This window comes from Paenibacillus sp. 453mf (assembly GCF_900116105.1).
Lineage (GTDB): Bacteria > Bacillota > Bacilli > Paenibacillales > Paenibacillaceae > Paenibacillus > Paenibacillus provencensis.
Map to the genome: position 1 here is coordinate 543138 of NZ_FPAC01000001.1, position 24708 is coordinate 567845.

23 protein-coding genes and 1 other annotated feature are annotated in these 24708 nt (G+C 44.4%); of the genes, 14 read left to right on the forward strand and 9 right to left on the reverse strand.

Features of this window, described 5'->3' with window-relative positions:
- Window positions 1–293: 293 nt before the first annotated feature.
- Window positions 294–1484 (reverse strand): MalY/PatB family protein, encoded by a 1191-nt coding sequence (locus BM415_RS02610; RefSeq protein ID WP_091154276.1) that lies wholly within the window; start codon window positions 1482–1484, stop codon window positions 294–296.
- 124 nt (window positions 1485–1608) lie between these two features.
- On the opposite strand from BM415_RS02610, the gene BM415_RS02615 reads away from it, so the two are divergent.
- From BM415_RS02615 to BM415_RS02625, 3 genes are all read left to right on the forward strand, one after another.
- Entirely contained in the window at window positions 1609–2682 is a 1074-nt protein-coding gene (locus BM415_RS02615) for an undecaprenyldiphospho-muramoylpentapeptide beta-N-acetylglucosaminyltransferase (protein ID WP_091154278.1), read from the forward strand.
- A gap of 86 nt (window positions 2683–2768) precedes the next feature.
- Window positions 2769–3248, forward strand: a complete 480-nt coding sequence (locus BM415_RS02620; protein WP_170862347.1) for a DinB family protein — start codon at window positions 2769–2771, stop codon at window positions 3246–3248.
- Window positions 3249–3288: 40 nt separating this feature from the next.
- Window positions 3289–3591, forward strand: coding sequence for an antibiotic biosynthesis monooxygenase family protein (locus BM415_RS02625; RefSeq protein WP_091154283.1), 303 nt, complete (start codon window positions 3289–3291; stop codon window positions 3589–3591).
- A gap of 152 nt (window positions 3592–3743) precedes the next feature.
- On the opposite strand, the gene BM415_RS02630 is transcribed toward BM415_RS02625, so the two are convergent.
- On the reverse strand, window positions 3744–4289 hold the full coding sequence (locus BM415_RS02630) for a cysteine hydrolase family protein (RefSeq protein ID WP_091154285.1): 546 nt from the start codon (window positions 4287–4289) through the stop codon (window positions 3744–3746).
- Between the two features lie 114 nt (window positions 4290–4403).
- A complete protein-coding gene (locus BM415_RS02635; protein ID WP_091154287.1) occupies window positions 4404–5489 on the reverse strand; it encodes a Gfo/Idh/MocA family protein in 1086 nt (361 codons plus the stop codon).
- Between the two features lie 283 nt (window positions 5490–5772).
- Between BM415_RS02635 and BM415_RS02640 the strand changes: the two genes are divergently transcribed.
- The 4 genes from BM415_RS02640 to BM415_RS02655 all read left to right on the forward strand — a co-directional run bounded on the left by BM415_RS02640 (window position 5773) and on the right by BM415_RS02655 (window position 12962).
- The gene (locus BM415_RS02640) at window positions 5773–7494 is read left to right on the forward strand and encodes an ABC transporter ATP-binding protein (RefSeq protein ID WP_091154290.1); all 1722 of its coding nucleotides are present in this window, start codon (window positions 5773–5775) and stop codon (window positions 7492–7494) included.
- A 654-nt stretch (window positions 7495–8148) separates the two neighbouring features.
- Window positions 8149–11061 carry a 2-oxoglutarate dehydrogenase E1 component gene (locus tag BM415_RS02645; RefSeq protein ID WP_091154292.1) on the forward strand — a complete coding sequence of 971 codons (2913 nt, stop codon included), beginning with the start codon at window positions 8149–8151 and terminating at the stop codon, window positions 11059–11061.
- A 6-nt stretch (window positions 11062–11067) separates the two neighbouring features.
- Entirely contained in the window at window positions 11068–12327 is a 1260-nt protein-coding gene (odhB, locus tag BM415_RS02650) for a 2-oxoglutarate dehydrogenase complex dihydrolipoyllysine-residue succinyltransferase (RefSeq protein ID WP_091154294.1), read from the forward strand.
- A gap of 107 nt (window positions 12328–12434) precedes the next feature.
- Complete coding sequence (locus BM415_RS02655) at window positions 12435–12962, forward strand: YfiT family bacillithiol transferase (RefSeq protein WP_091154296.1); 528 nt, start codon at window positions 12435–12437, stop codon at window positions 12960–12962.
- A gap of 177 nt (window positions 12963–13139) precedes the next feature.
- On the opposite strand, the gene BM415_RS02660 is transcribed toward BM415_RS02655, so the two are convergent.
- From BM415_RS02660 to BM415_RS02675, 4 genes are read right to left on the reverse strand one after another with little or no spacing between them, the layout of a single operon-like run.
- A complete protein-coding gene (locus BM415_RS02660) occupies window positions 13140–14063 on the reverse strand; it encodes an alpha/beta fold hydrolase (RefSeq protein WP_091154298.1) in 924 nt (307 codons plus the stop codon).
- Window positions 14064–14107: 44 nt separating this feature from the next.
- On the reverse strand, window positions 14108–15079 hold the full coding sequence (locus tag BM415_RS02665; protein WP_091154300.1) for a type I phosphomannose isomerase catalytic subunit: 972 nt from the start codon (window positions 15077–15079) through the stop codon (window positions 14108–14110).
- A 56-nt stretch (window positions 15080–15135) separates the two neighbouring features.
- On the reverse strand, window positions 15136–15720 hold the full coding sequence (locus BM415_RS02670; protein ID WP_091154302.1) for a tRNA 5-(aminomethyl)-2-thiouridylate-methyltransferase MnmM: 585 nt from the start codon (window positions 15718–15720) through the stop codon (window positions 15136–15138).
- A gap of 1 nt (window position 15721) precedes the next feature.
- The gene (locus BM415_RS02675; RefSeq protein WP_091154304.1) at window positions 15722–16675 is read right to left on the reverse strand and encodes a tRNA modification radical SAM protein MnmL/YtqA; all 954 of its coding nucleotides are present in this window, start codon (window positions 16673–16675) and stop codon (window positions 15722–15724) included.
- A gap of 301 nt (window positions 16676–16976) precedes the next feature.
- On the opposite strand from BM415_RS02675, the gene BM415_RS02680 reads away from it, so the two are divergent.
- The gene (locus BM415_RS02680; protein ID WP_091154307.1) at window positions 16977–17174 is read left to right on the forward strand and encodes a hypothetical protein; all 198 of its coding nucleotides are present in this window, start codon (window positions 16977–16979) and stop codon (window positions 17172–17174) included.
- 181 nt (window positions 17175–17355) lie between these two features.
- Complete coding sequence (trmB, locus tag BM415_RS02685; RefSeq protein WP_091154309.1) at window positions 17356–18084, forward strand: tRNA (guanosine(46)-N7)-methyltransferase TrmB; 729 nt, start codon at window positions 17356–17358, stop codon at window positions 18082–18084.
- Between the two features lie 143 nt (window positions 18085–18227).
- Here trmB and BM415_RS02690 read toward each other — a convergent pair whose 3' ends face one another.
- A complete protein-coding gene (locus BM415_RS02690) occupies window positions 18228–19361 on the reverse strand; it encodes an MGDG synthase family glycosyltransferase (RefSeq protein ID WP_091154311.1) in 1134 nt (377 codons plus the stop codon).
- A 53-nt stretch (window positions 19362–19414) separates the two neighbouring features.
- Complete coding sequence (locus BM415_RS02695) at window positions 19415–19942, reverse strand: phosphatase PAP2 family protein (RefSeq protein WP_091154313.1); 528 nt, start codon at window positions 19940–19942, stop codon at window positions 19415–19417.
- A gap of 615 nt (window positions 19943–20557) precedes the next feature.
- Between BM415_RS02695 and BM415_RS02700 the strand changes: the two genes are divergently transcribed.
- The 5 genes from BM415_RS02700 (at window position 20558) to BM415_RS02720 (ending at window position 24666) form a co-directional block, all read left to right on the forward strand.
- Window positions 20558–21796, forward strand: a complete 1239-nt coding sequence (locus BM415_RS02700; RefSeq protein WP_091154315.1) for a glycosyltransferase family 2 protein — start codon at window positions 20558–20560, stop codon at window positions 21794–21796.
- A gap of 71 nt (window positions 21797–21867) precedes the next feature.
- Window positions 21868–22010, forward strand: a sequence feature (ribosomal protein L20 leader region).
- A gap of 56 nt (window positions 22011–22066) precedes the next feature.
- Window positions 22067–22561, forward strand: a complete 495-nt coding sequence (gene infC / locus BM415_RS02705; protein ID WP_091154317.1) for a translation initiation factor IF-3 — start codon at window positions 22067–22069, stop codon at window positions 22559–22561.
- A gap of 30 nt (window positions 22562–22591) precedes the next feature.
- The gene (gene rpmI / locus BM415_RS02710; RefSeq protein ID WP_091154319.1) at window positions 22592–22792 is read left to right on the forward strand and encodes a 50S ribosomal protein L35; all 201 of its coding nucleotides are present in this window, start codon (window positions 22592–22594) and stop codon (window positions 22790–22792) included.
- Between the two features lie 41 nt (window positions 22793–22833).
- Window positions 22834–23193, forward strand: a complete 360-nt coding sequence (rplT, locus tag BM415_RS02715; protein ID WP_076311718.1) for a 50S ribosomal protein L20 — start codon at window positions 22834–22836, stop codon at window positions 23191–23193.
- Window positions 23194–23631: 438 nt separating this feature from the next.
- Complete coding sequence (locus BM415_RS02720; protein WP_091154321.1) at window positions 23632–24666, forward strand: BMP family lipoprotein; 1035 nt, start codon at window positions 23632–23634, stop codon at window positions 24664–24666.
- The last annotated feature ends 42 nt before the right edge of the window (window positions 24667–24708 follow it).

A 24708-nucleotide genomic window follows, 5' to 3' on the forward strand; every position in this document is an offset into this window, starting at 1 on the left:
TTAAGAAGAGCGTAATATTCTACTGTTCTGAGCATAGAGGTGTTTTTTAGAAGGATATAGGCTGCAAAAAAGTGATATAAGAGCAAAATTGTGTTATTCATGAATCAATTTTCATAACTCATAAATGATGAATTTGATTCGATTTATGCTTGTTTAAAATAAATGCTTCCGTGAAGCGCAATAACAACTGATCTTGTGGTTCTGAAGAGGAGGTGTAGTGAGTTTATGTATAAAACAAAAGAGCGTCGATGACCCGTGTCGGTCATGACGCTCTCTATTGCTTGACTAGCTGATTATCGGTTAATCATCGCCTCGTGCAGCTGCTGCATAGCCTCTTCCAGCATACTTCGAGGACAAGCCACATTCATTCGCATAAAGCCTTCGCCTTCCTTGCCAAAATCTGTCCCGCTGCTGAACACGAGCCCCGCCTTGGTCACGAGAAAATCAAACAATTCCTTATGCTCCATTCCTAAATTGCGGAAGTCAATCCAGAGCAGATAAGTCGCTTCAGGCATGGTCACCTGGCATTCTGGAATGTAGGTCTTGAAGTAGTTAACCACGTACTCGAGGTTTCCATGAATATATTCGAGTGTGCTCTCAAGCCAAGGCTCGCCTTCCCGGTAAGCTGCCTCTGTAGCGGCAAGTCCGAAGAGATTCATTGAACCCATTGAACGCTTATCGATCATATTTTTGAATTTCAAACGCAGTTCTTTATTGGCGATAACGACACTGGACGTATGCAGTCCTGCAATATTGAAGGTCTTGCTGGCAGCCGTGCAGATGATGGAGTGCATCTTGGCTTCTTCAGAGAGTACAGCATAAGGGATATGCTTCCCTGATTCAAATACGAGATCGGAATGGATCTCATCCGAGATCACGATAATATCGTGCTTCACAGCAATCTCCATCACGGCATTCAATTCTTCACGACTCCATACGCGGCCTACGGGGTTATGCGGGCTGCACAGAACGATCAGCTTCACTCCATCCTGTGAGGCGGCCTGTTCTAGATGCGTAAGATCCATTCTATATTCACCCTGCTCGTGAATAAGCGGATTCTCTACCAGCACTCTGCCATGTGTTTTGGCAAGTTTGTGGAAAGGACCGTATACTGGAGGCTGGATAATAATTTTGTCACCTGGTTCAGTGAAGGCTTCAACGGCTATATTCAGGGCTGGGACGATACCGGGGGTATATACAAGCCATTCCGGCTCTACTTTCCAGCCGTGACGCTTGGCCATCCAGGCAGCGATAGCCTCATTAAATGATGGAGCAGGCATAGCATATCCAAGAATGCCATGATCTACGATATCACGAAGCGCCTTGAGCACGGGTTCAGGTGCAGTAAAGTCCATATCGGCAACCCATAGCGGGATTGCATCAGGTGCACTAAATAAAGGCTGAAGTCCGTTCCATTTGACAGAGCTTGAATTCTTGCGATCTATTCTTTGATCGAGCGGATGATTCGTATCCTTGTTTTGCATGTTGATGTACCTGCTTTCTCCAAAACGGTTTGATTGTATATGTAACGATGAAGGATATGGGTGTCCGGTTGTGAATATTATCTAATAAACAGCGGGCTAACGCAATGTGACAGGAGTGTTGTGCATGAAGTCTAGAAAAATTGTATTTACCGGCGGGGGTTCTGCGGGTCATGTCACGGTAAATCTGGCGCTGATTCCTTATTACCAGGAACTAGGCTACAGTGTTCATTATATTGGGTCAAGACAAGGGATTGAAGCCGAACTGATTAGTAAGATTGAAGGTGTGAAGTACAAGGGAATTGCGACGGGGAAGCTTCGCCGATATTTCAGCATCGAGAATGCAAAAGATTCCTTGCGTGTACTCAAGGGTGTAAGAGAAGCCTATCAGTATTTGAAAAAAATCAAGCCTGGCGTCGTATTCTCCAAAGGGGGATTCGTATCCGTACCTGTGGTACTTGCAGCTAGAATACTGCGCATTCCGATTGTCATTCACGAATCGGATCTTACTCCGGGGCTGGCCAACCGAATTGCACTTCCCTGGGCGGATTATGTATGCACTACTTTTCAAGAAGCAGCAGCACAGCTGAGAAGACCAAATGTGGTTCATGTAGGGGCAATGGTGCGGCAGGAGCTGAGAGAAGGCGATCGTCAGCGTGGCAGAAGCCGGCTCGGTTTATGCGATGATAAGCCGGTACTGTTCTTTATGGGGGGAAGCCTAGGCGCCAAGAACTTGAATGATGCACTGTATCGAATTATTCCTGACCTGATTCATGATTATCAAATTATTCATATTTGTGGTAAAGGACAGCACAGGGAAGCTCCTGTAGCAGATGGTTATCATGTATTCGAATATGTACATGATGAGCTGCCTGATCTAATGGCCGCATCCGATTTGGTCATCTCCAGAGCCGGTTCAAATTCCATCTTTGAATTCCTGGCACTTCATAAGCCGATGCTGCTTATCCCACTTTCGGATAAAGTCAGCCGTGGTGATCAGATTATTAACGCCCGGTCATTTGAGGCCTCAGGTTATGCCAGTGTCTTACTTGCTGAGGATTTGAATGCGCCCAATCTGCTGAATGCCATACATGAACTTGATAGAAATAAAGAGAAATACATTCAGAATATGCTTACTTACCAGCAACCAGATGCGATGAAGAATATCATTAAAGTGATTAAGCAGGCAGAAGTGAAATAAAAGCAGGAACCCCACTTTTTTTGACGAATATCCACTCTAACATGATTAATTTTTGACTGATTTCTCTAGAAGAGGGGATGAAAGCCGTGAATAGAGTGCAGAAGAATTCTTTGATTGCTTCATTTCATGAATGGCATGACTGGATTCGCAGATGGAGTATGCAGCAGAATGCGCCTTGGGATCAGCCTATTGCAGAAGGCAAGTGGACTGCGCGTGAAATGGTGTGCCACATGATGAGATGGGACCGGTATTTTTGGGAAGGTGCTATATCGCTGATTGCGTCGGGGGAGAAAGAACAGATTCAGATTCAGCATCTGGACTATGATTTATTTAATGAAGCTGCTCGAGAGTATGCCCGTAAGATATCAATTGAAGAGCTTATGCAGGAAACGCTGAAATATAGAGAGCTGATCATTAGAAACTTATACGGTCTTGTTGATGAGGATTGGGCTTATCAATATCAAGGGCTGGACGGCAACCCTTTTACAATTCAGAGTTATGTTGAAGATTTTATATGGCATGATAGGCATCATATGAAGCAGCTTGAAGCTATTGCAGCGGCTTGAGGCATAACATGGTTTGACCACATCGGAGGGATATAAGATTATGATTCTCGAAAGCGCCATGCTATATATTAAAGCAGGATTAGAGAGTGATTTTGAACAGGACTTTGCCAAGGCGTCTACTATTATTTCCAGTATGCCGGGTTATCTCGGTCACGAATTATATAAGTGTATGGAGTCAGATCATCAATATCTCTTGCATGTCAGATGGAACACTTTGGAGGATCATACGATCGGATTCAGGGGGTCGGCTGAATATTTAGATTGGAAGCAGCTGCTTCATCATTATTACGAGCCGTTTCCAGTGGTTGAGCACTTTCAGAGAGTTAATCTTAGCCCAGCATAATATAGTGGATAGGGATAGAGTTGTGTAGATATGATCCGGCTGGCGATGGAACTGTAGTCAGGTAGCCGTCCAGTAGCTGCTGATCGTGAATAATGGACAACGAGCCATTCCAGCATAAGGGATGGCTCGTTTTTTTGTGGAAATAATAAGGATTAATTAAATCCTACTGCAAGAATGTCCTCAGTCTTGATCAATTGAACAAAACGTCCGCCCAGCATTTGATTATGGTGCTTGATTATATCTGCTGCTGGAAGTACTTTACTATCAAATGTACTATGAGCATCGGAGACCAGCACATTATGATGATAGCCAAGACTATATGCGCACCGTGATGTGGTATCTAGACAGAATTCGGTCTGCATACCGCAAATAACCAGCTTTTGAATATTCAGCTTTTGGAGCTTGGCTAACAACTCCGTTTGATAGAAGGCATCCCAGCTCGATTTTCTGACCACCCATTCATTCGGCTGAGGGGCAATGCTTGGATGGATGTACCAGGTTGGTGTGCCTTCGCTATATTCGTCGTCAGTTTGGCTGGTATGCTGGATGTAGATGACAGGCAGGCCGTCCTCACGGGCTTTCTGTAGAAGACGCTGGATATTGCTCAGTACTTGTTCTCCATTATGCAGTGATAGATCGGGATAGGAGAACATGGCATTTTGGACATCAATGATCATTAAAGCAGTAGACGAAGTCATGTTTTACTCGCTCCTTTGTTATCAATGGATAATCATCCTCCAAGAATATAACAAAGCGAATGGTATGGGAAGAAAAAAAGCCTTCTTCTCTTAATGAGAACAAGGCTCTGTGCACTAGAAATCCGGAATGATGATTTCAACTTCTTTTTTGGCAGCTGAAGAACGCAGCACTCCGTCAATAATCGCCTGATTATATAAGATTTGCTCACCTGGAATGGGGGCGGGCAGCCGTTTCTGGATGGCCTCAGCATAATCAAATACTTTGGCATGGAATAGATTGATCTGGTGATGCTGTATTGGAATCGGGCTCTCTGTGTGATGACCGGCGATATCGTGGTACAAGGTCATGCTGCCTACCCGTCCTTCCCAGCCTCCGCTCCAAGGTCCGCTTCCAGCAGGAGTCACTTTAAGCCCGGCGTCCGTCCCGAGGAACATCGTGGGACCTAGTGTGTCCATGTGCATGGCCCAGGAAATTTTGTAGCTGAGAAGAATATCGCCTTCAAGTCTGACCATTGCTGCTCCAAAATCTTCAACGTTAAAGATGTGGGATTCCGGATGATATTTTGGGTTCGTGCCAAAATAATTGGAGGTATAAGCAGAAACGGTCAGCGGTTTGGGATACCCGAGCGCATGAAGGACCATATCAAGCGAATAGCAGCCAATATCAGCCATAGCTCCTGCTCCGGCCAGATCCTTACGAATGAAGGTACCGCCGGGCATTCCGCGTCTTCTGCCGCCGCCTGCTTCTGCATAATACACTTTACCGAGCTGGCCGTCCTGAATCAGGCTGCGGATGGCTTGCATATTAGGATCATAACGAGGCTGGAACCCTACGGATAGCATTTTTCCAGTACGCTGTGCGGTCTCTACCATTTCAATGCCTTGATCTAGTGTGACTGACATTGGTTTCTCTACCATCACATGCTTGCCTGCATTCAAAGCATCAATGGTGATGCTATGATGCGAGAAATTAGGTGTGCATATGCTGACTCCGTCAAGATCCAGCTCCAACAGATGCTGATGATTGTCGAAAGCCTTTGCCGTCGGAAGGTTGGTCTGTTCAATGAACAGTGCGGCTTTTCCTGGGATAATGTCTGCCACGGCTACAACTTCAACATAATCAAGCTGTTTATAGGCCTCTGCGTGAGCTCTGGCAATTCCGCCGCTCCCGATAATGCCTATTTTAATTGTACGATTCAAGCATCATTCCTCCTTTAGGCTCCGTGATACGTATATAGGGGCAAAGAATCTGTTGTTAACGTCTAAATGACAATCAATATAGGTTACCACCACGAAACGAATTGAAACCTAATCCTGGATGTTTACGGTAAATTGGTTTTATTATTCTCTGCTTACCTATTTAAAATATTCAGTCAGAACCAAACCTGTATAGCAATTTTTACATATTCTCTTTAATCAAACGGATAGCTATAGTAAAATTTGAACTATTCTTTACAAAAAAATACCGAAAAGAGTGATGGGTTTGCTTCGCAGATTTTTCTCCTACTACAGGCCGTACCGACTTCTGTTTACGATTGATTTTATGTGCGCAGTCATCGCTGGACTAATGGAGCTTGGATTTCCTCTCGCCGTGAATTATGTAGTGGACGAGCTGCTTCCTTCAGGTGATTTTGAGAGTATTATTATTGCCTGTACAGGCTTGCTTGCAATCTATGTGATTACTGCATTTCTTCATTTTGTAGTTACCTATTGGGGTCACATGCTGGGCATTAATATCGAGACAGATATGAGAAGCCGGATGTTTGATCATCTTCAGAAGCTTGGTTTCAGGTTCTTCGACAACAACAAGACAGGGCACCTTATGTCACGCATAACCAATGATTTGATGGATATCGGAGAGATGGCTCATCATGGACCAGAGGATTTATTTATCGCGGTCATGACCTTAATTGGAGCATTTCTGCTCATGCTCGGCATCAATTGGAAGCTTGCAGTGCTCACCTTTATTATAGTACCGATCGTCATTTTGCTTGCACTGTACTTTAATACCAAGATGACTAAGGCGTTCCGTAAACTGTATGGCAACATTGCCAATTTCAATTCCCGTGTAGAGAATACGATTGGCGGAATTCGTGTTGTACAAGCATTTGCCAATGAAGGATTTGAGAAGCAGCGGTTTGAACTGGATAATCGTGAGTTCAGGCTGACCAAGCTGTTCAGCTACAAGATTATGGCCCAGAATATTACGATCAGTTACATGCTGACTAGAAGCATCAATTTGTTTGTACTGATCTGTGGAACGTGGTTTATTTTACAAGGGGAATTAACTTATGGACAGTTTGCGGCCTTCTTATTGCTGACGAATGTGTTCTTCCGTCCAATCGACAAGATTAATGCGATTATTGAGAGCTATCCTAAAGGCATCGCCGGATTCCAGAGATACATTGAACTGCTGGACACAGAGCCGGATGTTAAGGACAGCAAGGATGCGAGAGAAGCACCGAATTTTGAAGGCAATATCCACTATGAGCAGGTTTCATTTGGCTACGATGACGGCTCCAAGGTGCTCAATAAGATCAATCTTAATATTAAAGCAGGAGAGACCGTGGCTTTTGTAGGTCCATCCGGTGCGGGCAAGACAACAATCTGCAGTCTGCTTCCGAGATTCTATGAGGCAACTGAAGGCAGGATCACCATTGATGGTGTGGATACTTCGAAGGTCACTCTCACTTCTCTGCGCAGACAGATTGGTATCGTTCAACAGGATGTGTTTCTGTTCGCAGGTACGGTCCGGGAGAATATCGCCTATGGCAAGCTCGATGCAAGTGATGAGGAAATATGGAGAGCGGCGAGACTTGCTCAGCTTGCACCAACAATTGAAGTGATGCCGGAAGGAATGGACACCGTGATCGGTGAGAGAGGTGTGAAGTTATCCGGAGGACAGAAACAGCGGATTGCGATTGCACGAATGTTCTTGAAAAATCCGAAGATCCTCATTCTCGACGAAGCAACCTCTGCACTTGATACGGAAACAGAAGCGGCGATACAGCAGTCCCTTGCTGAGCTGTCACAGGGAAGAACAACACTTGTCATTGCCCATCGACTGGCTACGATTAAGAATGCAGACCGAATTATCGTGGTTACGTCGAATGGAATTGAAGAGGAAGGTAGTCACGAGGAGCTGGTAGCGAGAAGAGGTGTATACAGCCGGCTGCACACGGCACAATTCAGTGAGCTTAGCTAGTCAGGATTTTGCATAATTCGGTTTTAGTTAGATGAAGAGGTATAAATCTAGTTGAATCAAACCCTTTCATCTAGCTATTATCGATGGTTTGTTGTTTGGGATTTCTGCAACATGCACAAGTATAAAACGAATTGAGTTAGTTAAAATTGAAGAGAAGACGAACAATTTTATAAAAACAAATCAGTTACATAACTCATTAAGAAGGTGAATTTGAAACTGTATACTCTTGATCAAAGCAGCTAAAGGTATTATGAAATTGACTCAATAAAGCCCACTTTTCAAAACAAATGTCTTTATTAATTGAAAGGGCTTTATTTTTTTGTCATCTTCATCACATTTTGATAGAATCAATATTTGCTGATATAGCAGGGGTTTGCAGTGATTCATCTAAAAAATGCATTAATTACCTTTAAAATTGGAAATGCTCTCAGCAGCAATAGTTTATAAAATAAGAGTAGAAAATTACAGCTTAGAAGCATTATTCACAAATTCATCCAGCTGCCTTTCTTGCGGTGGGATCTCTGGAGGAAACAGCGATAGATGTTTTCTTCGGAAAATTGATTTATAATTAGAGATTGAGTTTATTTTTATGAAATTTAAGAAATGATTTTCCGTCCTGGCACAAACCAAATATTTTGACGGAGGGAACGTTAAATGGCTAACGAAGATGGCAATATGCAAAGCCCATGGAAAACATACTACGGACCAAACTTCGGTTACGTACAAGAACAGTTTGAGATTTATAGTGCTGACCCAGGAGCAGTTGATGCTGAGTTCCGCACGCTTTTTAAAGAATGGGGACCGCCCCCGGTGGATATTGGCCCCGTTAACAATCACGGACTTGCTTCACCAGGTACAGGGAGTAGTGCAAGTTCGGGAGTTGCAGATCTACAGCTGTTACAGAAAGCGGTTACAGCGGGCAAATTAGTTCAAAATATCCGAAGATTCGGACATTTGGTTGCTGATATTGATCCGCTCCAGCTGGATGCCAAGACAGAAGAGAGCCTACTTACTCCATCCAAACTGGGGCTTAGCGAGCAAGATCTACGAGCTATTCCTGCTTCAATCATTTGGGAGAATGCAGATTCACAGACCATGACTGGATTAGACGCAATCCAGCGGTTGCGTGATATATATACAGGGCCTCTGGCTTATGAGTTCAACCATATTCAGGATGAAGAAGAGCGTAATTGGCTGTATCAGAGTATTGAGTCAGGTACATCGGTTGCTAAGCTGACTTCGGATGAGCGTAAGTCACTCCTAGCCAGACTTGTGGAAGTAGAGCAGTTTGAACAGTTCCTCCACAAGAACTTTGTAGGGCAGAAGTGGTTCTCCATTGAAGGGAACGATATGCTCGTTCCTATGCTTGATGAGATAATAGAGATTATGGCCGAAGCAGGATCAAGTCATATTCTCATGGGTATGGCCCACCGGGGACGTCTGAATGTACTTGCACACGTACTTGGTAAACCATATAGCAAGATCTTCTCGAAATTCCACCAGGCAAACAATAAAGATCTGGTTCCTTCCGAGAGCTCATCTGGCGTTAATTACGGCTGGACGGGAGACGTGAAGTACCATCTTGGTGCCACACGTTATGTGAAGAAGGGTGAGGTCGTTCAAGCCAAGATTACGATGGCTAATAACCCGAGCCATCTTGAATATGTGAATCCTGTGGTGCAAGGCTTTGCGCGTGCAGCTCAGGATGACCGAGGACAGGCGGGTTATCCGAAGCAGGATGTTACTAAGGCAGCTACGATTCTAATGCACGGGGATGCTGCATTCCCGGGAGAAGGGATCGTTGCCGAATCCCTGAACTTGAAATCTCTGAAGGGTTACCAGAATGGCGGTACGATTCATATTATCGTAAATAATCGAATCGGCTTCACGACAAACAGTGATGCATCACGGTCAACGATGTACTCCAGTGACTTGGCCAAAGGATATGAAATTCCGATCATTCATGTAAATGCCGATAACCCTGATGCTTGTATGGCAGCTATACGCCTAGCGAGCGAATATCGCAACAAGTTTAACAAAGACTTCCTAATCGACTTAATCGGATATCGCCGTTATGGGCATAACGAGACAGACGATCCAGAAACAACTCAACCACTCGTGTACAGCAAAGTAAAGAACCATCCAACGGTATGTGAGTTATATGCAGATGTTCTGATTCAGTCGGGAGCTGGGGAGAAGGAGCTTCTGACGAATCTGAGAAATGCGGCTCAGAACCAGTTGAAGCAGGCGTACGATGAAGTGAAGCAAGGAACTGTGAGCCATGAGGAAGTGCATGACAAGGTCGATGCCGGCAGCACTGAGCTGCAAAGACCGGAACGGCTGACGAATGCGCAAACAGCGGTCCCGATCGAGAAGCTGCGCGAGATTAATGCAGAGCTGCTCAAATGGCCGGAAGGCTTCAAGGTATATCCTAAGCTCCAGCGTATTCTGCAGCGACGCCAGAATGCCCTGAACGAAGGTGAGAAAGTGGATTGGAGCTTGGCGGAAACACTCGCTTTTGCTACGATCCTGGCTGATGGCAAGCCAATTCGTATGACGGGGCAGGATTCCCAGCGAGCTACGTTTGCTCATCGAAACCTGGTGCTGCATGATTCCGAGACTGGAGATTCCTATAATGTGCTTCATCGTTTGCCGCAAGCCAAGGCCTCCTTTGCTCTATATAACAGTCCTCTGTCAGAGGAATCTGTAGTAGGCTTTGAGTATGGCTACAACGTTTATGCACCAGAGACGCTGGTGATATGGGAAGCACAATTCGGTGATTTTGCTAACTGTGCCCAAGTATTGTTCGACCAATTCGTATCGTCAGGACGTGCAAAATGGTCTCAGAACTCAAGCCTGGTGATGCTCTTGCCTCACGCAAGTGAAGGCCAGGGACCTGAGCATACGAGCGCAAGACTGGAACGCTTCCTGCAAATGTGCGCAGATGATAACTGGATCGTAGCAAATCTGTCCAGCAGCGCGCAGTACTTCCACCTGCTTCGCCGTCAGGCTGCACTGACGGAGACAGATGATGCGAGACCACTTGTACTTATGTCGCCGAAGAGTTTGATCCGTAACCCGCGCGTAGCTTCTCCAGCTAAAGAGTTTAGCGAAGGCAGCTTCCAAACGGTGCTCCAAGAGCCGATTCTTGGAGCAGCTCCTGACAAGGTAGAGCGTATCATTCTTTGCAGCGGCAAGATCGCGATCGATCTTGAAGAGGCGATTGACAAGGAAAAAGGTGAGGATTGGTCCTGGCTGCATATCTTGCGTGTGGAACAATTATATCCTTTCCCTGAGCAAGAAATCCGTCGCTTCCTCGCCAGATTCCGTAATGTGAGGGAAATCGTGTGGACGCAGGAAGAACCTAAGAATATGGGAGCTTGGACGTATATGGAACCAAGACTCCGTGAGCTATTGCCTGCAGGTGTTAAGCTTGATTATGCAGGCCGGCCTGAGCGTTCCAGTCCAGCAACCGGCTTCCAACATGTACATGTCGTGGAGCAACAGCAGATTTTGTCCAAAGTATTGAAGCAAAGTTCAAAGAAAAACATTCCACTGGGGAGGTAGCTTGCTGTGAGTGAAATTAAAGTACCGGCTATGGGAGAATCCATCACGGAGGGGACAATATCCAGATGGATCGTTAAAGAAGGGGATACCGTCAATCAAGGAGATGTACTGCTAGAAGTGGAGACGGATAAAGTCAACATTGAAATCAGTGCGGAAGAGAGCGGAGTAATTACAAGCATCCTTCATCAAGAAGGGGATACGGTTCAGATTGGTGAGACAATTGCACAGTTAGAAGCAGGAGCAGGAGCCAAAGAATCAGCTGCGGCTTCTGCACCACCGGCACCAGCACCACAAGCTTCAGAAGCAGCGCCGGCTTCGGCACCAGTGAAGAATGAGCCGGCTCCCAAAGCGGAAGATGAAGGTGCGAATGGCTATACAGCTACACCTTCTGCTCGTAAATTAGCTCGTGAACGCGGAATTGATCTTGACCAAGTGCAAGCTCGCGATCCGATCGGACGCATTCATTCCGATGACGTGAAATCTCATGGTTCTGTACCTGCAGCTCCTGCAGCTCCAAGCAAGCCTGCTATTGCTCCTGCTCCAGCAGCAGAAGCAAGCCCTGGGAAACCGGTTGAACGTTCCAAGATGTCCCGTCGACGTGCAACGATCGCCAAACGCCTGGTTGCAGCTCAACAAACAGCGGCGATGCTTACTACATTTAACGAAGTGGATATGACAGCTATCTTGGATGTTCGTAAACGCCGTAAAGACAAATTTAAAGAAAAGCATGATGTCGGCCTCGGCTTTATGTCTTTCTTTACCAAAGCGGTTGTAGGTGCACTCAAACAATTCCCGCTAGTTAATGCTGAGATAGACGGCGATGACATTGTAGTGAAGAAGTTCTATGATATCGGTATTGCAGTATCCGCGAAGGAAGGGCTTGTCGTTCCGGTGGTACGTGATGCAGATCGTCTCAGCTTTGCTGAGATTGAACGGAATATCGGAGAACTGGCTTCCAAAGCACGTAATAACTCGTTGTCTCTCAATGAGCTGCAGGGTGGAACATTTACGATTACGAATGGTGGAATCTTCGGATCATTACTCTCTACACCGATATTGAATTCACCACAGGTTGGTATTCTCGGTATGCACAAAATCCAAGTACGCCCGGTAGCGATTGATGATGAGCGTATGGAAAACAGACCTATGATGTATATCGCGCTGTCTTATGATCATCGAATCATTGATGGAAGTGATGCGGTTCGATTCCTGGTTACGGTCAAAGAATTGCTTGAGGATCCAGAATCCCTTCTGCTAGAAGGATAATGCTAAGTATCTCTTGAATAATTAAGGACAGGCTGCAACATTTGCTGCGCCTGTCTTTTTTATTCTGTGTCGTAATCTAATGAAGTACATATAAGGGGAGGATGGAAATGAACAATGATCTGAGGTATCCTATCGGTTTGGAAGTTGAAGATACACCTAATAACGATAACCGCAAGATTTGGATGGACAATATTAAGAAGCTTCCAGCGAGACTTCAAGATGCGGTTGCAGATTTATCTAATGAACAGCTCGCTACCCCATATCGACCTGAAGGTTGGACGATTAACCAAGTTGTTCATCATGTTGCTGACAGTCATATGAACAGCTTTATTCGTTTCAAGCTTGCGCTTACCGAGAATGAGCCCGCTATTAGACCCTATGAAGAGACCTTATGGGCAGAGACAACAGATGTGTCGGATGTGCCTATAAGCGCTTCATTATCGATTATAGAGGGTCTCCATTCGCGTTGGACCGCTCTGCTTGAGTCCATGAGTCCGGAACAATACGATCGCACCTTCTATCATCCTGGATTACAGAAGTCGCTGACCCTTGGGGAATGTTTGAGACTGTACTCATGGCACAGCCTTCATCATACGGCACATATTACATCGCTGCGAGAACGTATGAATTGGTAACGAAGAATAGCCTTTCTTGTCCAATGCAACAGTTCGATGGCATTGAACAAGAAAGGCTTTTTTAATACACGAGATTACTCGGGCTTTTAGTTCCATAGATGAATCGGCTTCAGTTGTGGTATATCTTCAGCCAGGATGATTATCCGTTTCCAAGGATACAGGAGTTCTGACTCACTGCTACACATGCTGTTCCAACCAATCCACAATATGATGCTCCACTTCCTTACGATTCACTTCGTGGAGCATCTCGTGTCTTCCGTCAGGATAGAGCCGATATTGTAGATCGGCAAATTGCAATTTCCGATAAGTCTTAACCAGACTCATGACCCCTTTACCATACATGCCCACCGGATCCCGCTGACCCGAGAAGATATAGACAGGCTTATCCTTGGGGATCTTGCTCATATGTTTGGGCAGATGGATCTCCATTAACAGATCAAAGAAGCACCGGAAAAAACGGGTGGTGCATATGGCCCCGCACATCGGATCCTCAACGAACTTTCTAACTTCGTCTTTATCATTAGACAACCAGTCAAAGGGGGTGGCGGCAGGGCGAAAGGCACGATTGTATCCGCCGAAGATAATTGCATTCAAGAGGAGGCTGCGATGCTCTTGTCCCTGTAAGCCTGCTTGCAGTGCAGCCAGCCTTTGACCGAATTTGAGAAGTCTTCTTTTGCCATTCGTTCCGGAGAGGATATAGCCATCAAACAGATCAGGATGTGCATACATCAACTTCTGAGTAATAAAGGAACCCATGCTGTGTCCTAACAGAAATAACGGTAATTCAGAATGTTCTTTGCGTATATGTTCTCCGAGCTCGGCTACATCCTTCACCATCCAATTGCACACATCCGGACCACCGTCGCCCAGCATGCCTTGTGCCATGCCGGTTAGACCGTGGCCGCGATGATCGTTACCATAAACGATAAATCCATGGTCCGTCAATGTACTGGCCAGCTCTTCATAACGCTTCGCTGTTTCACACATACCGTGAGCAATTTGTACGATCCCTTTGACCGGTATATGATCTTCCGGAGTCCAGCGATATACAAAGATATTGACTTCGTCACTATCCTGTAATTGAAACATGTACTCCTGCATGACCGAGTCGCCCTCCTTGATGTCTGGCTTGTGCTAGCCATAATTTACGGGAGATAAGAGCGAAGCACCGTAGCTTCACCAGACAATTGGTAGCTCCCAAGGCTGGATGGAATCAGGTAACATTGACCCGCTGTAAGGGCAAGGCTTGCTCCACCATCCCATGCAAGACGGCCTGTTCCGTCACATACGACGAGTATAGTAAAGCTGTCCTCGGTCGTATTCAGCTCCCATGTACCGGAGACAATGCCTTTCTCAACCACAAAATAAGGACATGTTGCTAGAGTGAGCCACTCTCCTGGAACGGCGTGATCCGTCTTCATGGATGTTGCACCTGTAGATTCAAACTTCGTTACATTCAGTGAATCTTCAATATGTAGTTCCCGTGCTTTGCCGTCGAGTCCTGGTCGATTGTAATCAAATATACGGTACGTTGTGTCCGAATTCTGCTGAATTTCTGCGACAACAACTCCAGCGCATAGAGCATGGACTGTACCTGCAGGTATAAAGAAGGAATCTCCCGCCTCGACAGATACTTCTTGCAAGGTATCCATTACCGTACCGTTATTCAGGGCAGTGCGTAGCTGCTCGTAGGTTACTTGTTCTTTGAGCCCGTAAATGATCTTGGCACCAGGTTTAGCATCAAGTACGTACCACATTTCCGTCTTTCCAAGCTCTCCCTCCGGCAGTCCTTTATAATCATCAGTTGGATGCACTTGTACGGACAGATCATCATTACAGTCGAGCAGTTTAATGAGCAGCGGGAATCGGCCGCCTTTTTCGGAAACACCTTTTGTACCTAACCATGATTCACCATATTGCACTCGAATCTCATCAAGTCCTGTTCCAGCAAGCTCGCCATTCATGACTTTGGTTGTTCCATTCGGATGGTCGGCGATCATCCAGCCTTCGCCAATATGACCCTCGGGAAGAGACAAACCGAATTGCTCAAGAGCGCGTCCTCCCCAGACTCTCTCTTTAAATTCAGGTTCAAATTGCAATGGATATGGTGCTGTCATACTGTCCTCTCCTTAACATATGAAGTTTATAGTGATTTTACCCGGCAACCTTGAGATTACTTTTTCTCAATGGCAATAAGATAAGGAGATGTTTCTCGCTGCAGCTGTCTATAAATGACCGCCTGTCCAACGTCTGTAGGCAATTGAGCAGCCCACTTAGAGACACTGGACGCTTCTTCATCTCCACCTTTGTGTCCTGGGTAAAGAACTACTGTGAGTATACCTTTGGGTCTGAGAAGTTCCAGAGCAGCTGTCAAAGCCGTGATTGTGCTTGATGTTTCAGTTATTACGCTATGATCGGCATGTTCTACAGGAAGATAGCCCAAATTGAACATCACGGCACCAATCTGACCATGCTTATCTGTCGGGATCATCTCTTTCATATCGGCATGGCTGCGACAGAAGAGGGAGACGGCAGCGAGTTTATCCTTGTTCGCTGCACTGTTCAGCTTGCTAGAAGACAAGCGGATTGCCTCATCTTGAATATCGAATCCATAGACATGGCCTTTTGCGCCCACTGTCTGAGCCAGGAACAGCGTATCTGATCCTGTCCCTAATGTTGCATCTATTGCATAATCCCCGGAACGCAGTCTTGCAGCGATCCACTGATGGGCACAGCTTAGTACCGAAATAAAACCCATATTAAGCTTTCCTCCAATATTTACCCTGCCATGTATCACGTGCGCGGAGCTCGGCATCGATTCCGTTTAATACTTCCCATTTCTTCATCGACCACTGGGGTCCAATCAGCAGATTTCTAGGGGCATCACCGGTTAACCGGTGTACAATCATTTCCGGCGGTAAAATCTCTAGGGAATCCACGATCAGCTTAATGTACTCATCCTGTCCCAGGAACCGAAGCAGACCCGCCTCGTACTGCTTAACCATAGGTGTCTTCTTCATGAGATGAAGCAGATGGATCTTGATGCCCTGAACGTCCATACGGGCCACAGCGCGTGTCGTCTCAAGCATCATTTCATGTGTCTCTTGAGGGAGTCCGTGAATGATATGGGTGCATACCCGAATGTTTCGTTTTCTCAGCTTCTCCACCGCATCCTCATAACACTTCGTATCATGAGCACGGTTAATGAGCCGAGATGTGGATTCATGAATGGTTTGAAGTCCCATCTCAACCCACAAATAAGTGCGCTCATTAAGCTCAGCCAGATAGTCCACAACATCGTCCGGCAGACAATCCGGTCGTGTCGCAATGGATAACCCAACGACTCCGGGCTGCTGGAGAATCACTTCATAATATTCGCGAAGCTGCTCAACCGGCGCATAAGTATTGGTATAAGCTTGGAAATATCCGATATACTGGGCGTTTGGCCATTTTTGATGCTGACGGTCTCTAATCGTATTGAATTGGGTAATTAAATCATCGCGTCTCGCACCGGCAAAGTCACCTGAACCGCGCGCGCTGCAGAAGGTACAACCGCCTTTGGCAATGGAGCCGTCCCGATTGGGACAGGTAAATCCAGCATCCAGCATGACTTTAAATACTTTATTATCAAACTGCTTATGCATCTCATGATTCCAAGTGTGAAATCGCTTCTCTCCCCATAGCAGCGGAGGAGTTGAAACAGGCATATTCATAAGGAAACTCCTTTGTTGATTCATTAAACTAAATAAAGGTGAATGAAAAGAAAGGGATATTCAAATCCCTTTTTTCACATTTTCTATTGTAACAAAAAGCGCCGATAAATGGGAATTCTCCTTTAGAGAAACCAGAAATACTTCAATAAAAAGGGCATAAAAAGATAGCGCTTACCTCTTGCAAAACATTACACAGTTATGTTATATTTTAGCTGAGGTCAGACCTTGAAAAACACACTATTTTTTCGCAGAATTCATACATTTTTTTCGTCTCGGCCATACTATTCGTGAGGTGATTAACATGAATTCAAGTCTAAAATCAGGTGGGCATAAAATCTCTGTTGAGCTTACTGCAGATGAAGCATTGGCACTAACTGGCGTTAAATTTAATGGAAATCCTCAGGTAGAAGCTATTGCTAAGAAAAAAATAAGAAAGGCTTTTGAAAAGACATTTGATTTTTCCACCCAAGATAAGGTAGACTATGAACTGTTAAAGTAGTTGGACCCCAATTCCAAATATATTTGAAGAAGGGATCGTGCTGTACACTCTAAGTGCAGCGAACGATTCCTTTTTCTTTTGAATTGGTCCTCATTTCGATCGTATTTAAAGACTTTACATTTGAACGATAATTAGGCACAATTAATGCCGGAACATTTTACTGAAAAATCGGAGGAGAGACATGCGTTTACGCGGCAGAAAAGGGATTCGCGAAAATCTGGAAAGTCAAACGGATCTGGTTATATTAAATCCAGAAGAATATAAAGGCAAATGGGCTGACTTGTTTGGTAACGGGAAGCCGATTCATGTAGAGTTCGGCATGGGAAAAGGTCAGTTCATCAGCCAGATGAGTTACCGCAATCAAGATGTAAATTATATCGGTATTGATATGTATGATGAGCTCGTTCGTCGTGCCAGCGATAAGGCAAGAATAGCTTGGGCAGAGGAAGAGCTTGAGACGCCGCCTAATTTGAAGCTGGCTCTTGCCAACATTGAGAACATCCTGGATGTGTTTGAGCAGGGGGAAGTGGAGAGAATCTATCTTAACTTCAGCGACCCATGGCCAAAATCCAAGCATGCTCGGAGACGTCTGACGCATCCTCGCTTCTTGGACAAGTATAAGGAAGTACTGAACAGCCGGGGTCAAATCCATTTCAAAACAGACTCAGAGACCTTGTTCGAGTTCTCGATCAATTCGTTTGCGGATTATGGTCTGCAAATGACGAACATCTCTTTGAACTTGCATCGGGATGGTCTAAATGAGGAGCATGTAATGACGGAGTATGAGCAGAAGTTCATGGGTAAAGGCATGAATATTCACCGTGTCGAGGTCTTGATTGGTGAGGATGCTCTTAAGAAATATAATGAGATTCGTCTTAAAAAATATCGTTATCAGGAATCCACTTCATAAATTATGAAGTTGAACCACTCCTTAACACCTTTTCTTCAATTAAGAGAAGGTGTTTTTTGTATCAGCTGAGGTATACGGACTGGAAAATGAAAGCCTGACGGTATGATTTCCGGCTTGTCCTCATAAATATAAAAAAGGGTGCCTCATGTAGGCACCCTTTCTGATTCAACCAGTTCAATAATGCTTCTAGCACTCTGCATGGGATGGAACTTTTCGATCTCTCGGATATGTTTTCTTCGCTTTTGAACGATATCAGCATAATTATTCAGAAGCTTGTTCATCCATTTTTCAACCACGTTAAGCGAACTTATGGGTTCTCCAAGTCCTAGACCCGTGAAATATTGACAATTTTCTTGTTCTTGGCCTGGAAGGGGATTATGAAACAGCATCGGGATACCTTTGGCCAGACCCTCTGAGCAGGTCATACCTCCCGGTTTGGTCACAAGAAGGTCCGATACTTCCATTAGTTTGTCAACCTCTCGTGTGAAGCCCATCACGTGAATATTTGGCTGCTGATAAATGGGGTTGCGTTCCATGGCAATTCGGGATTTTTCATTGTTTCCCAGAACATAAATAAATTGAATATCTTTATGCCACTTGGCTAAGTATTCGTTGACAATTTCATCCGTCATCAGCCCCCAGCCCCCGCCCATAACGAGGACGGTTGGCATGGGTTTCAGATTGAACTTCATTCTAATCTCATCATGGCTAGGATGTTCCCAGAAATTAGGGTGAACCGGAATCCCAGTTACTTGAATCTTCTCGATGGCAACACCCCGCTGGGTTAGCTTATCCAACACATCAGAAGTTGAGACCAAATAACGATTCACCTCGGGACTGATCCAGGTTCCGTGAACATCATAATCTGTAATGACCGTACATAATGGAACCTGTAATCCCAGTCTCTTCAATCTGGCAATGACCGCACTCGGAATGGGATGAGTACAAACGATGATATCCGGTTTTAACTGTCTTATGATGCTTCGAGTATGTGTATAGAACAGCCTGTGCAGAGCAAGAGTCGTGAAGCGGTTGATCGGTTTCTTGTACTGACTCTTATACATTAGTGCTACTAGTCTGGGTTGATTGGTTACGGTTTTTTTGTATGCATTTATGATCAGTGGAGCAACATGGGGATTAAGAAAACTCCCAAGTTCAAGCACTTTCGTCTGCACATCAGATGAGAGTTTCCTTAAACTGCTCGAGAGTGCGTATGCGGCTTGAGTATGTCCAGCTCCGAATCCTTCAGATAATAACAACACTCTTTTTTTGCTCACTCTCTGTTCACCTGTTCCTTGCTCTGATTTCTGTCATTCAAAGATACTCTAGGTTAGGGCCACAATGCAACCGTGCCGAATGCGACTGAAGTACCAATAAGTGCCCCGGCTAGGACATCAGAAGGATAATGGAGCCCCAAGTAAATTCGGGAAAAACCGACGATGCAAGCGACAGGAAGCAACAATATGGTCACTTCAGGAAACGTAAACATAAAAGGCATCGTTACTGAAAAAATTGCGGTAGTATGACCTGATGGAAATGAATGATCGGATAACGGATTGCGGAACGTATTGGTTTCTGGTATGGCTAAATAGGGTCTGATTCTCGGATACAGCTTCTTCGCTGCTGCAACTGGAATATGACTTATAGCCAGTGCGGTGAAGGCCATGTAACCGGCTTGTCCCAAGGGTTCCGGTGCGATAAAGCCAACCAATAGAGAAGCAGTGATCGTAAAGGTGGCTCCACCGAGATGAGTTAGATAATAAAGCCAGAAATTGAGAAATCGATTATGAAGGCGTCCGTTAATCCATATGAAAATTTTTTGCTCCATCGCCTGAAGTCGTACGAAAAGACGGTCCATTATAAGTCCCCCTGCTTGATGTACTGTCCACATAGGAGTCAGCAGGTTGTTGGTGATTTACCGACATGCCCCGTGTAAACCTAAGTTTATCATATTTTTTAATCATGTCCTTATCAAGAATAACCCATGTGTATTATACAAAAAAACGGGAGTTTTGACTTTGAGGTTCAAAAAAATATAAAATGATTCAAGCTGCTTGAGATGGTTTAAAAAAAATTGAGTTATAAAAACTCAAACTTTTTTGTTCTTTGATCCGTTTAAGATTTAGAAGATTGTCCTCTTTATGGAATTTCAATGTGTGCTTCATAAAAACAGAAGAAATAAAGAGAGCATCCAAATAAAAAACGTGAAAATGGATGAAAATAAGAACAAACCGCTGTGAAAGAAAGACCTACCGTAGTTTCTGTCAGGTTTCAGTCCAAAAGAACGTTTTCTTCGCTCGAAGATGACTTATGGCGATTTTGACAAAATCAAAGAAAGCATACAAAATCGAGTAGGCAGTAAAGAATAAGTGGCAAAGATAAAAAACGAAACAAAAAAGGGTCATGAAATTAAAAAAAGATGTGTGTTAAAAAAAGAGATGCTCACATTTAAAGAGGGGGTAGCAGAGAACAAATGTTTAATGCGATATTTGTAACGTTTCAAGTGATCTTGGCGTTCCTAGCTGTGTATCAGTTTGGTTTTTCTCTGTTCGGCTTGATTAAAAAGAAAAAGAAACAACAGTTTCCGCCGAACAAGTCTTTTGCTGTATTGGTTGCTGCTCACAATGAGGCAGAAGTCATTGGAGCATTGCTGGAAAATTTGAAGAAACTGGATTATCCCAAAGAACTGTACGACGTGTTCGTTATTTGTGATAATTGTACAGATAATACGGCCGAGATCGTTCGGGCACACGGTATGAATGCATGTATCAGAACGAATGCCGATCAGCGCGGTAAAGGTTATGCTATTGAATGGATGCTTAAAGAGCTCTGGAGCATGCCTAAGCAGTATGATGCGGTGGTCATGTTTGATGCCGACAATTTGGCTGCGAAGAACTTCCTTCAGGAAATGAACAATGACCTGAACAGAGGAGCTAGGGTTATTCAAGGCTATATCGATACTAAGAATCCTGAAGATTCCTGGATCACAGCAGCTTACGGAATTTCCTATTGGTATATTAACCGTTTGTGGCAGCTGTCCCGTCATAATCTCAATATGGCGAATTTCCTTGGCGGTACAGGGATGTGTTTTGAGAGCAAGCTGCTTAGAGATATGGGCTGGGGAGCCACGTCTCTAGTTGAGGATCTGGAGTTTACAATGCGTGCTGTAGATCGTGATGTATATCCTGTATTCAACTATGATGCTAAGGTATTCGATGAGAAGCCTTTATCATTTAAAGCTTCGGCAAGACAACGTCTTCGCTGGATGCAGGGGCACTTTACGGTAGCCAGAAGATACTTCTTCCCATTGATCTGGAAAAGTATCAAGCAAGGCAGCTTGGTCAAATTTGACCTCGCGGTATACAGTGCTAACGTGTATGTAGTTCTGCTGACCTTTATCATGACAGCAATCAGCTTCGTGGATATTATCTTGTTCAATGGACCGAACATTACTAATATTTATGGTTATCTGCCGATATGGGTTGGATTCCTTGCTATTGCGGCGAACGTAGTTACGTTTCTGTTGTCTCTGGCTCTGGAGAAGGTGCGCTTCAAGAAAGTGTACATTTCACTTATCTTGTTCCCGATCTATTTGTTATCGTGGTATCCGATTACGCTGTATGCCTTCTTCACGCAAAACAACAAGCAATGGAGCCACACGAAGCATACCCGTGTCGTTCGATTGGAAGAGGTTCAAAGCAAGCAAGGATAAATATTTAATTAAGTGTTGACAAAGCTATTGTGAACATGTATTATTATTTAGGTGATTGTTTTGGAATATGGATTCAAAAGTAGAAGGTCCGACTTCTCACCTGATCGGCATTAAGCTGACTGGTAACGATCCAATGATTTATGAATGAATTTCATGAAGAATTGTTGATTGTTCAGGGATGTCGGTAGATTGCCGGCATCCCTTTATTTTTTATCTGTATAGGGATTATCGATAACGATCTGGAGGTGGACAGTTATTAGTAAAGAACACATGATTAATGATGAAATTCGGGTGAAGGAAGTTCGTTTGGTCGGAGCTGAAGGAGAGCAGATCGGCATTAAGCCTATTCGCGAAGCATTGCAGATGGCTGCAGATCTTAATCTGGACCTGGTTAATGTGGCGCCGCAGGCTAAACCGCCAGTGTGCCGTATCATGGATTACGGTAAGTTCCGTTACGAACAGCAGAAGAAAGAAAAAGAAGCACGTAAGAATCAAAAGATTGTGGACATCAAGGAAGTTTGGTTCCGTTCCAACATCGAGGAACATGATTACCAAACAAAACTTCGCAATGTCGTCAAGTTCCTGAAGGAAGGCGACAAAGTGAAGTGTTCCGTCCGCTTCCGCGGACGCGAGATCGCCCATGCGGATATCGGTCAAAAGATTTTGGAACGCGTGAAAGTGGAAGTTGCTGAACTCAGCACTATCGAACGTCAACCTAAACTTGAGGGCCGGAGCATGATTATGATTTTGGCTCCTAAAGCCTGAGCCAGATAAACTTGGAGGAGGAAATACACAATGCCTAAAATGAAAACTCACAGCAGCCTGAAGGGTCGTTTCAAAGTTACTGGTACTGGTAAAGTGAAACGTTACAAAGCATACAGAAACCACTTGCTTTCCCACAAATCGAAGCGCGCGAAGCGCGTTCTTGCAGGCAGCCCGGTTATGGCACCTGGTGACGTTAAGCGTCTGAAACAAGGTTTGGCTAACCTGAAATAGTCCACTGATTACTAACATATATTTTCTGGGAGGTCTTTGATATGGCAAGAGTAAAAGGCGGATTCGTTGTTCGTCGTCGTCATAAAAAAGTATTGAAACTTGCTAAAGGTTATTTCGGTTCTAAACACCGTATTTTTAAAACAGCTAACGAACAAGTTATGAAATCCATGGTATATGCATACCGTGATCGTCGTCAGACAAAACGTAACTTCCGCAAATTGTGGATCGTTCGTATTAACGCAGCAGCTCGCATGAACGGATTGTCTTACAACAAATTCATGCACGGATTGAAACTCGCTGGAGTTGACATGAACCGTAAAATGCTTGCTGATCTTGCAGTAAACGATATTAATGCATTCAACTCTTTGGCAGTTGTAGCTAAGGAAAAAATTAATGCTTAATTTCTTCAAGTGATAAGAGCCGCCGCATAGGCGGCTTTTTTATGGGGACTAAGTAAAAGTGCATGTCTTGGTGGGTCTCTAGGCTTAATTAAGGATAGTCGAATTAGAGTTACATATTACAAATAATACAAATGAAAAGTTTTAAATACTCTATAAATGTCACGTTTAAGGCAGATTATATTACACATAATAAACCTAATTGTGTTAATTATAACTTATAAAGCGCTTACAATTATGAACATTCTTAAAAAAACTCATAAATAAGTCATGAAACTGCTGGATTTTAACATGGGTTGATTGTATAATCACCTCTAGTAGGACAGTCCTATTGAATTGTACTTATAAATAATGATTGCCCGGACCAGCTTATAATCCGTAAATCTGAAGATTAAAGTATGATATCAATTAGGGAATATATTAAGGGGGAACAATTCCAAGATGAAGAAAGTACTAAGTTTGTCTTTAAGCATGATTCTAGCAGCTTCCGTTGCACTCGCTGGTTGCGGCAATGACAACGACAGCAGCTCGCAAGGCAGCGGTGAAGGAGGAGGTAGCGCAGCTGAATCTTCTGCAAAAATCGGAATGGTTACTGACGTCGGCGGTGTAAACGATAAATCCTTTAACCAATCTGCTTGGGAAGCGCTTGAAGCAGTTAATGCAGAAACAGGTGCAGAAGTTAAATATCTTCAAAGTAAATCCGATGCGGACTACAACACAAACTTGAATACATTCGTCAAGGACGAGTACTCTTTGACTTGGGGAATTGGATACCAGCTGGCTGAAGCAATCAAGACAGTTGCTGAACAGAACCCTGAAGCTAAGCTTGCGATTATCGACAGTGAAGTGGATGCTCCAAACGTCAAATCTGTAATGTTCGCTGAAGATCAAGGTTCCTTCCTTGTCGGTGTCATTGCAGGTAAAATGACAAAAACAAATAAAGTTGGATTTGTCGGCGGAATGGATAGCCCGCTGATCAAGAAGTTCGAAATTGGATTTAGAGAAGGCGTGAAGGCTGTAAATCCAGATGCTGAGTTTATCCCTAACTACACTGGCGCATTTGACAAGCCTGACCTGGGTAAAACAGCTGCTGCTACAATGTACAATGAAGGTGTGGATATTATCTTCCATGCTTCAGGTGCAACGGGAACAGGCGTATTTAACGAAGCGAAGTCACGCAAAGATTCTGGACAAGATGTGTGGGTTATCGGTGTAGACAAAGACCAATCACTAGAGTTTGGTGATGAGATTACCCTGACTTCTATGATCAAGAAAGTAGACGAAGCAGTTAAGAAAGTATCCCTTGATGTTGTCAACGGAACTTTTGAACCAGGATTAGAAGTGCTGGATTTGGCTGCTAACGGTGTTGGCGTAGCTGAGACTTCTACAGCAAACGTACCGGCAGACGTACTTGAGCTGGTCGAGGAATACAAAGAAAAAATTATTAGCGGTGAAATCACAATTCCTGCAGAGTAATTACGGCGATTGATTGATTCGTGTGAGAATAATATTGAATTT

Excerpts from the sequence above, each read along its gene's own strand:
- BM415_RS02660 (WP_091154298.1), bottom strand. The coding sequence starts at position 14,063 with ATGCAGGAGTACATGTTTCAATTACAGGATAGTGACGAAGTCAATATC.
- BM415_RS02670 (WP_091154302.1), bottom strand. The coding sequence starts at position 15,720 with ATGGGTTTTATTTCGGTACTAAGCTGTGCCCATCAGTGGATCGCTGCA.
- BM415_RS02645 (WP_091154292.1), top strand. The coding sequence starts at position 8,149 with ATGGCTAACGAAGATGGCAATATGCAAAGCCCATGGAAAACATACTAC.
- trmB (WP_091154309.1), top strand. The coding sequence starts at position 17,356 with ATGCGTTTACGCGGCAGAAAAGGGATTCGCGAAAATCTGGAAAGTCAA.
- rpmI (WP_091154319.1), top strand. The coding sequence starts at position 22,592 with ATGCCTAAAATGAAAACTCACAGCAGCCTGAAGGGTCGTTTCAAAGTT.
- rplT (WP_076311718.1), top strand. The coding sequence starts at position 22,834 with ATGGCAAGAGTAAAAGGCGGATTCGTTGTTCGTCGTCGTCATAAAAAA.
- BM415_RS02615 (WP_091154278.1), top strand. The coding sequence starts at position 1,609 with ATGAAGTCTAGAAAAATTGTATTTACCGGCGGGGGTTCTGCGGGTCAT.
- BM415_RS02695 (WP_091154313.1), bottom strand. The coding sequence starts at position 19,942 with ATGGACCGTCTTTTCGTACGACTTCAGGCGATGGAGCAAAAAATTTTC.
- BM415_RS02700 (WP_091154315.1), top strand. The coding sequence starts at position 20,558 with ATGTTTAATGCGATATTTGTAACGTTTCAAGTGATCTTGGCGTTCCTA.
- BM415_RS02675 (WP_091154304.1), bottom strand. The coding sequence starts at position 16,675 with ATGAATATGCCTGTTTCAACTCCTCCGCTGCTATGGGGAGAGAAGCGA.
- BM415_RS02655 (WP_091154296.1), top strand. The coding sequence starts at position 12,435 with ATGAACAATGATCTGAGGTATCCTATCGGTTTGGAAGTTGAAGATACA.
- infC (WP_091154317.1), top strand. The coding sequence starts at position 22,067 with ATGATTAATGATGAAATTCGGGTGAAGGAAGTTCGTTTGGTCGGAGCT.
- BM415_RS02720 (WP_091154321.1), top strand. The coding sequence starts at position 23,632 with ATGAAGAAAGTACTAAGTTTGTCTTTAAGCATGATTCTAGCAGCTTCC.
- BM415_RS02680 (WP_091154307.1), top strand. The coding sequence starts at position 16,977 with ATGAATTCAAGTCTAAAATCAGGTGGGCATAAAATCTCTGTTGAGCTT.
- BM415_RS02625 (WP_091154283.1), top strand. The coding sequence starts at position 3,289 with ATGATTCTCGAAAGCGCCATGCTATATATTAAAGCAGGATTAGAGAGT.
- BM415_RS02665 (WP_091154300.1), bottom strand. The coding sequence starts at position 15,079 with ATGACAGCACCATATCCATTGCAATTTGAACCTGAATTTAAAGAGAGA.
- BM415_RS02630 (WP_091154285.1), bottom strand. The coding sequence starts at position 4,289 with ATGACTTCGTCTACTGCTTTAATGATCATTGATGTCCAAAATGCCATG.
- BM415_RS02610 (WP_091154276.1), bottom strand. The coding sequence starts at position 1,484 with ATGCAAAACAAGGATACGAATCATCCGCTCGATCAAAGAATAGATCGC.